At 43.5% G+C, this 520-nt stretch carries 1 pseudogene; it reads right to left on the bottom strand.

Annotation, left to right across the window (positions count from 1 at the left end):
• Positions 1–71 precede the first annotated feature (71 nt).
• A pseudogene (locus tag R7Z49_RS27510) lies at positions 72–520 on the bottom strand (AarF/ABC1/UbiB kinase family protein); the annotation flags it as partial.

Genomic DNA, 520 nt, shown 5'->3' with positions numbered 1-520 from the left:
TCAATAAAGTGGGCTGTTGATGACGCAGAATAACTGCTCAAGGTACTTGAAAGTAACAGAAAAACAATAGGCTATCCACTCTTGATCTTGAGATATGGCTGTACTAATCGACGAATGTTTACTTTTGCACCGATTCGAGCGGCGAGCAAATACATGCCACCAATTTTTCGGTGCAAGAATATGGCATCGGCTGGTGGGGTATGCCAATAATCTTGCTCCATACTCAGAATTGTTCCAGCTTCTCGCAGTTTTTGCGCCAGTCCGCTGGCTTTAAAGTCATAAGCTTCATCAATTAGCATGGGTTCGCATGCCATTTTGACCAAATCTAAAATCGCCATTCTCTGTTCTGGTTTGATGCTTTGGGCGAAAAAGCCTATTTGCTCTAAAGCATCGTTGAGCCCTTGTTCGTCATCGTTCACGACAGATGAAAAGGCTTGGCGATAACCGGAACTAAAACGTTCACTGTATTCGCGAGTTGCGCCAAAATCTAACAGCCCGATTTGTTTACTTTGTTCAAGAT

This window comes from Vibrio sp. 1562, from assembly GCF_033340155.1.
In the GTDB taxonomy this organism is placed as follows: Bacteria; Pseudomonadota; Gammaproteobacteria; order Enterobacterales; family Vibrionaceae; genus Vibrio; species Vibrio alginolyticus.
This window is presented reverse-complemented; position numbering and strand designations above follow the sequence as displayed.